The sequence below is a fragment of the Teichococcus aerofrigidensis genome (genome assembly GCF_054073225.1).
Genome location: NZ_JBSXMU010000148.1, coordinates 1 through 6,922, shown reverse-complemented (window position 1 = coordinate 6,922; position 6,922 = coordinate 1). Strand labels below are relative to the sequence as shown.

Below are 6,922 nucleotides of genomic sequence, written 5' to 3'. Positions count from 1 at the left end.
GCCCGGCGCCACCGGCCTCGGCCCGGGCATGGCGGCGGGGCTGGCGCTGCTCGGGCGCTGCCCGGCCGAGGCGGCGCGGCTGGTGCTCGATGTCTCGGGCGACGGGCGGCACAATCTGGGCCGCGCGCCCGGCCCGGTGCGCGATCTCGGCGTGGCGGCGGGCGTCACCTTCAACGCGCTGGCGGTGCTGAACGAGGAGCCCGACCTGCTGGCGCATTACGAGGCCGAGGTGATCGGCGGCCCCGGTGCCTTCGCCATGAGCTGCGCCGACTATGCCGACTTCGCCGAGGCGATCCGCCGCAAGCTGCGGCGCGAGATCGGCGGCGGGCTGATCGCCTGAGGCCGAGAGGCATCAATCCCGTTGATGGCGCCGTCAGAATTTTTGCGGCCCGCGCAGGGCTGTGGCGCCCCCGGCGGGGGTTTCCTTTCCCCGGGCGGCGGTGCAGCCTGCGGCCGGCTGTTTGTGCAGAGGCGCGGACCGGGAGAAGGGAAGCCCGGGCGGCTTCCGGGCGGCCTTTACCGAAGAGTGCGTCAGGAACCGTCCACATGCTGCTGTTGATCCCCGGCCCCGTGCAGACCCGCCCCGAAGTGCGGGCCGCCATGGCGGTCGACATCGCCCCCTGGGACCGTGACTTCGCGCCCGAATACGCCGCCATTCGCGACAAGGTCCGGGACCTGGCGGGCGGCGAGGCCGGGCGCCACGCCTGCCTGCCGCTGCAGGGCGCCGGCCATTTCATCACCGAGGCGGCGCTGCGCACCTTCGTCCCGCCCGGAACCGGCCGGATCCTGATCCCGATGAACGGCGCCTATGCCGAGCGCATGGCGCGGCTGGCGCGCGAGGCCGGGCGGCAGGTGGTGACGCTGCCGGCGCCCGACACCCAGGGCGTGCCGCCGGCGGCGGTGGCCGCGGCCCTGGCGGCCGATCCCGCCATCACCCATGTCGGCGTGGTCTATTCCGAGACCGGCAGCGGCATCGTCAACGACGTGCCGGCGATCGGCGCCGTGGTGCGCGCGGCCGGGCGGCGGATGCTGGTGGACGCCGTCTCGGCCTTCGGCGCGCTGCCCTTCGACCTGAAGGCGCAGCCCGAGGTGGATGCGGTGGTCTTCACCTCGAACAAGTGCATCGAGGGGCTGCCGGGCATCGGCTTCGCCATCTGCCCGATCGACCGGGTGGAGGCGGCGGCCGGCCAGGCCGGCTCCTGGTCCTTCGACCTCGCCGACATCTATGCCCACGCGCTGCGCAGCGGCTGGGGCAGCTTCCGCTTCACGCCGCCGGTGCAGGCGCTGCACGCCTTCGGCGTCGCGCTCGACATCTTCCTGGCCGAGGGCGGCCAGCCGGCGCGCCTCGCCCGCTACCGCGAGAACTGCCGCATCCTCCACGAGGGCGCGCGCGCCCTGGGGCTGCGGCCCTATCTCGACTGGAAGGACCAGGGCCCGATCATCGCCCTGTTCCACCAGCCGGAGGCACCGGGCTTCACGCTGCAGGGCTTCGTCGACGCGCTGAAGCGGCGCGGCGTGCTGATCAGCAACTTCTTCAACACCGGCGCGCCCACCATGCGCATCGGCTGCATCGGCCATGTCGGGCCGGACGAGATGCGCTTCGCCCTCGGCGCCATGCGCGGCGCCCTGGAGGAGATGGGCGCGCTGCGCCGCGGCGCCCCCGGGGGGGGGGCCCCGCCCCGCCGCCGGCGGCGGCGCCGCTCCGGCCTCAGACCGCCGGCATCCCGGTCTCGTCCTGCCGCCGCTTGTCCAGCTCCTCGCTGTACCGGCGGAGCAGGAAAGCGACCGTGAGCAGGCCGACGACGCGCGAGGTGTCGCGCTGGTCGACGACGGCGAGCGCCTCGGCATCGGCCGCGTCGAACACCGCCATCGCTTCCTTGGCGTTCCAGGCGGGCAGCAGCACCTGGTCGCGGAAGTGCAGCAGCCGCGCCACCGGCTCCTCCGGCGCCAGTTCGCTGCCATGCGCCTCGGCCACCAGGATCAGCCCGGCGTAGCGCCCGGCGGCGTCAAGGGCCACGACATGCGTGGTGGCGCCGAGCGGGAAGTCGCGGCGGAAGGCGGAGAGGCGGGTGTCGTCGCGCACGGTGCGGACATCGCGCCGCATCAGCCGGCCCACCGAGAGATCGCGCAGCCAGCCGATGTCGTGCGCGCTGCGGATCGCCTCGCCACGCAGGTGGAAGCGCCAGGTGGCGAAGGAATAGCCGAAGAGACGCCGCACCGTGACGGCGGAGACGATGACCGCCATCAGCACCACCCCGGTGATGTTGAAATCGCGCGTGGTCTCCAGCGCCATGAAGCTCATGGCCAGCGGGGCGCCGATCACCGCGGCGCCGAAGGCGCTCATGCCGACCAGGGCGGCGAGCAGCGGGTCCGTGACGATGCCCGCCATCGCCATCGGCACCGCCGCCAGCTTGCCGAGCAGCGCGCCGAGCAGCAGCGAGGCGAAGAACAGGCCGCCGCGGAAGCCGGCGCCGATCGAGATGGCCGAGGCCGTGGCCTTCAGCAGCAGCAGCCCCAGCAGCGGCAGGGCGTCGCCCTCCACCACCAGCGTCAGGTGCAGCGCGCCATGGCCGGCGGAGAGCACGGCCGGGGTGATCAGCGCCAGGGCACCGACCAGCAGGCCGCCCACCGCCGGGCGCAGCGGCGCCCAGGGCATCAGGCGGCGCATCCCGGCCTCGGCATAGGTCACGCCGCGCATCAGCGCGATGCCGGCCAGGCCGCAGAGCAGGCCGATCGCCAGGGAGAGCAGGCCGTTGTTCCAGTCGAGCGGCGACAGGCCGGCGGCGTTCAGCACCGGCGTGCCGCCGCCGAGCAGCTCCGCCACCAGCGCCCCGGCCACGGCGGCGCCCAGCACCGGCGCCAGATGGGCGATGGCATAGCTGCCGATCACCAGCTCGAAGGCGTAGAAGGCGCCGGTCAGCGGCGCGCTGAAGGCGGCGGCGATGGCGCCCGCGGCGCCGCAGCCGACCATCAGCCGCAGGTCGCCGCGCCGCAGGCGGAACTCCCGCCCGAGATGCGAGGCGAGGCCGCCGCCCATCTGCGTATAGGCCGCCTCCAGCCCGACCGAGGCGCCGAAGCCGTTGGAGAGCAGGGTCTGCCCGGCCACCACGGCGGCATCGTTCATCGACATGCGGCCGCCATGCAGCGCATTGGCCTCGATCGGGTCGATCGGCGCGCGCGGCCGCCAGCGCGCCAGGGCGAGGCCGAGCAGGCCGAGCAGCAGCCCGCCCCCGGCGGGGACCAGCAGCAGGGCCAGCGGCGCGGCCTCGCGCAGCGCGCTGAGGCCGTGCCGCCCCTCGGGGCCGAAGAAGGCGGTGTGCAGCAGCCGCGCGGCATGGCCGAGCCCGGCGGCCAGCAGGCCGCTGACCAGCCCGGCCAGCACGCCGAGCAGGATGATGCCGATCTCGCTCTGCCGCACCCGCTCGCGGAAGGAGCGCGGGCCCCGGCGCTCCAGCAGCCTGCGGGGCAGCAGCCTCACGCCGCCTCCGTCCAGCCGCAGGCGGCGAAGGCGGGACGCAGCGCGGCGGGGACCGGGGCGGTGACCTCCAGCGGCGGGTCGAGCGGCAGGGCGATGGCGCGGGCCAGCAGGTGCAGCCCCGCCGGATGCGGCCTGCCGTAGACGGGATCGCCCAGGATCGGCCAGCCCTGGCTGGCGCAATGGACGCGGAGCTGGTGGGTGCGCCCGGTCTCCGGCCGCAGTTCCAGCCAGGCGAGATCCCCGCCGGCGCCCGTTCCGCGGCCTCTCACGCGCCAGCGGGTCAGGGCCGGCTGGCCCTCGGGATGCGCCTCCATCCGCCAGCCGGCGGCGGCGGAGCTGACCTTGCGCAGCGGCGTGTCGATGCGCCCGGACCGGGCCGCCGGGCCGCCGGCGACGATGGCCCAGTAGGTCTTGCGCGCCCGCCCCTGGGCGAAGATCGCCCCTAAGCCGGCCAGGGCCGGCCGGGTGCGGCCCAGCACCAGGCAGCCGGCGGTGTCGGTGTCCAGGCGGTGGGCGGGCTGCGGCGGGCGCTTCCGGCCCGGCGCGAGAAACGGCAGCAGGTCCTCCAGGCTCGGGCCGCCGCGTGGCCCGGCATGCACCGGCAGCCCGGCCGGCTTGTCGATGACCAGCACATCGTCGCGGCACAGCAGGATGGAGGGGAGGGCCAGGGGAGGGGCCAGGGGAGGGACCAGAGGAGGGGCCAGGGGAGGGGACGCGGCGGCGGGGCGGGCCCCGCCGGGGGCGGCCTCGCGGGACACCCGGCGGGGGGCAGGATGGAAGGCCGGGCGGCCGCCCCTGGCCATGCCGCGTCAGGCGGCCCGGGGCAGCAGCCGGCTGGTGCGCTCGGCCCAGTCGAAGTAGAGCTGCCGCGCCTTCTGGCCGAGCGGCCCGGCCGGCAGGGCGCGCCCCTCGAAATTGGTGCAGTACTGCACCTTGCCGAAATTGCCGGTCGAGAAGATCTCGTCCGCCTCGTGCAGCATCTGCGGCGTCACCACCGCCTCGCGCGCCTCGATCCCGGCCTCGCGCAGCAGGGTCAGGACGCGGTGGCGGGTGACGCCGGCCAGGAAGGTGCCGTTGGCCTTCGGCGTCAGGACCACCCCGTCCTTCGCCAGCATCAGGTTGGAGGTGGCGAACTCGGCGACATTGCCCTCGAAGTCGCGCATCACCGCCATGTCGAAGCCCTTGTCGCGCGCGGCGGCGGCGGCGCGGGAGGAGTTCGGGTAGAGGCAGGAGGCCTTGGCGTTGGTCGGCGCCATGTCGGGCGCCGGGCGGCGCAGCGGCACCAGGCAGGCGGTGAAGCCCTTGGCGGGATCGGGCAGCGGCGCCTCGTAGATCGAGAGGATGAACTCGGTGCTTTCCGGGTCGGGGAAGGCGGCGCCGATGCCGCGGCGGACGAAGAACATCGGCCGGATGTAGAGCTCGGCATCGGCCGGCAGGCGCGCCACGCCCTCGCGGCACAGCGCCTCGATCGCGTCGGCGGGGAGCGTCGGCTTCATCATCATCGCCTCGGCGCTGCGCACGGCGCGCTGGCAGTGCAGGTCGAGGTCGGGCACCAGGCCGCGGATGGCGCGGGCGCCGTCGAAGATCACCGAGCCGAGCCAGAAGGCGTGGTCCATCGGGCCGAGCACCTTCGGCTCCTCGGTCAGCCACTTGCCGTCGTGCCAGAAGATGCCTGCCATGGGGATGATCCTTCGTCGGTCGCGGGAGGGAACGCGGCGCCAGACTGGCACGGGCGCCGCCGGCTTTGAAGGGCGGGCGCCTCAGCCCGCCGCGCCGAAGGTCGCCGGATAGCCGAACAGCCCGACGGCGCCGCCGGTGTGCAGGAAGACCACGTTCTCGTCCCGGCCGAAATGGCCCTTGCCGATCAGGTCGATCAGCCCGGCCATGCCCTTTCCGGAATAGACCGGGTCGAGCAGGATGCCCTCCTGCTCGGCCAGCAGCCGCACCGCCTCGACCATGCCCTCCGTCGGCACGCCGTAGCCCTGGCCGACATAGTCGCAGTTGGCCACCACATGCTCCGCGCGCAGCGTCTCCTCCGGCAGGCCGAGATGGGCCGCGGTGCGCCGCGCCAGGGCCAGCACATTGGCCTCCTGCCGCTCGCGCGGGGCGCGGACGCCGATGCCCAGCACCGGGATGCCGCTGTTCAGCGCCACCAGCCCCGTGACCAGCCCGGCCTGGGTGCCGGCGCTGCCGGTGGCATGCACCACGTGGTCGATGCGCAGCCCGGCCTCGGCGGCCTGGTTCACCAGCTCCAGCGCGGCGTTGACATAGCCCAGCGCGCCCACCGGGTTGGAGCCGCCGCCGGGGATGACATAGGGCCGGCGCCCGGCCGCGCGCAGCTCGGCGGCCAGGGCCTCCATCTCCGCCTGCATGTCGGCGCCGCCGGCGCGGTGGGAGATCCCGGCGCCATGCAGCCGGTCGAGCAGCACATTGCCCGACCGCGTGTAGGCCGGGTCGGTCGAGCCGGTGCGGTCCTCCAGCAGGATGTGGCAGGCGAGGCCGAGCCTGGCCGCAGCCGCCGCCGTCTGCCGGGCGTGGTTGGACTGCGTCGCGCCCTGGGTGATGACGGTGTCGGCGCCCTGGGCGAGCGCCTCGGCCATCAGGAATTCCAGCTTGCGGGTCTTGTTGCCGCCGGTGGAGAGGCCGGTGCAGTCGTCGCGCTTGATCCAGAGCCTCGGCCCGCCGAGGTGGCGCGTGAGGCGTTCCATGGGCTCGAGCGGCGTCGGCAGGTGGCCGAGGCGGATGCGCGGGAAGCGGCCGAGATTCATGACTTTCCTCCGTGCGGGCGGTGCCCTTGCGGCGATTGTCCGGGCCGGGCGGCGGATTGGCAACCGCCGCGCGGATGCGCGCCGCCGCCGGCGGTGCTATCGGGCGGCGCATGCAGCCGCCCCGCCCGTCCCCGCCCGAGCCGGACCGCCTCTGCGGTCCCGCGGCCGTCGCCGCCGCCTTCGCGCACCGCCCGGACGCGATCCTGCGCCTGTTCCACACCGCCTCGCGTCGCGCCGAGGCGGGCGGCTTCTGCGCCCGGCTGGCGCGCGAGCGCAAGCCCTACCGCGAGGTGCCGCCGGAGGAGCTGGCGCGCATCGCCGGCACCACCCATCACGGCGGCATCGTCGCCATCGCCACGCCGCGCCGCGTGCCGGTGCTGCCCGACCCGCTGCCCGCGACCCTGCCGGAGCCGATGTTCCGCGGCGGGCTGCTGCCGGTGCTGGATGGCATCGGCAATCCGCACAACCTGGGCGCCATCGCCCGCTCGGCCGCCTTCCTCGGCTGCGGCGCGCTGATGCTCTCGGGCGATCCGCGCCAGGCGGGGCTTTCGGACGCCGCCTGGCGTACCAGCGAGGGCGGGCTCGAGGCGCTCGGCCTGGTCCGCGCGCCGGACCTGCCGGCCGCCCTGGCGCGCCTCGCGCCGCACTGCCTGACGGTCGCGGCTGTGGCGCGCGG

At 75.0% G+C, this 6,922-nt stretch carries 7 protein-coding genes; 3 read left to right on the top strand and 4 right to left on the bottom strand.

Annotated elements, in window-relative coordinates; all coding sequences use genetic code 11:
* A partial coding sequence (locus ACVMLK_RS18905; RefSeq protein WP_457487281.1) for a DUF1194 domain-containing protein occupies positions 1-340 on the top strand: 340 nt, incomplete at its 5' end.
* A 206-nt stretch (positions 341-546) separates the two neighbouring features.
* Entirely contained in the window at positions 547-1,791 is a 1,245-nt protein-coding gene (locus ACVMLK_RS18900) for a 2-aminoethylphosphonate--pyruvate transaminase (RefSeq protein WP_457487280.1), read from the top strand.
* Here ACVMLK_RS18900 and ACVMLK_RS18895 read toward each other — a convergent pair.
* From ACVMLK_RS18895 to cuyA, 4 genes are all read right to left on the bottom strand, one after another.
* Positions 1,709-3,478 carry a chloride channel protein gene (locus tag ACVMLK_RS18895; RefSeq protein ID WP_370591928.1) on the bottom strand — a complete coding sequence of 590 codons (1,770 nt, stop codon included), beginning with the start codon at positions 3,476-3,478 and terminating at the stop codon, positions 1,709-1,711. The two genes, ACVMLK_RS18900 and ACVMLK_RS18895, sit on opposite strands and share 83 nt — an antisense overlap.
* Positions 3,475-4,110, bottom strand: a complete 636-nt coding sequence (locus ACVMLK_RS18890; RefSeq protein WP_457487282.1) for an RluA family pseudouridine synthase — start codon at positions 4,108-4,110, stop codon at positions 3,475-3,477. Before ACVMLK_RS18890 ends, ACVMLK_RS18895 begins: the two co-directional genes overlap by 4 nt.
* A 177-nt stretch (positions 4,111-4,287) precedes the next feature.
* Entirely contained in the window at positions 4,288-5,157 is an 870-nt protein-coding gene (locus ACVMLK_RS18885) for a branched-chain amino acid aminotransferase (RefSeq protein WP_198365075.1), read from the bottom strand.
* A gap of 81 nt (positions 5,158-5,238) precedes the next feature.
* The gene (gene cuyA / locus ACVMLK_RS18880) at positions 5,239-6,246 is read right to left on the bottom strand and encodes a D-cysteate sulfo-lyase (RefSeq protein ID WP_422922434.1); all 1,008 of its coding nucleotides are present in this window, start codon (positions 6,244-6,246) and stop codon (positions 5,239-5,241) included.
* Positions 6,247-6,356: 110 nt separating this feature from the next.
* Between cuyA and ACVMLK_RS18875 the strand changes: the two genes are divergently transcribed.
* A partial coding sequence (locus ACVMLK_RS18875; protein ID WP_457487279.1) for a TrmH family RNA methyltransferase occupies positions 6,357-6,922 on the top strand: 566 nt, incomplete at its 3' end.

Excerpts from the sequence above, each read along its gene's own strand:
- ACVMLK_RS18900 (WP_457487280.1), top strand. The coding sequence starts at position 547 with ATGCTGCTGTTGATCCCCGGCCCCGTGCAGACCCGCCCCGAAGTGCGG.
- ACVMLK_RS18885 (WP_198365075.1), bottom strand. The coding sequence starts at position 5,157 with ATGGCAGGCATCTTCTGGCACGACGGCAAGTGGCTGACCGAGGAGCCG.
- cuyA (WP_422922434.1), bottom strand. The coding sequence starts at position 6,246 with ATGAATCTCGGCCGCTTCCCGCGCATCCGCCTCGGCCACCTGCCGACG.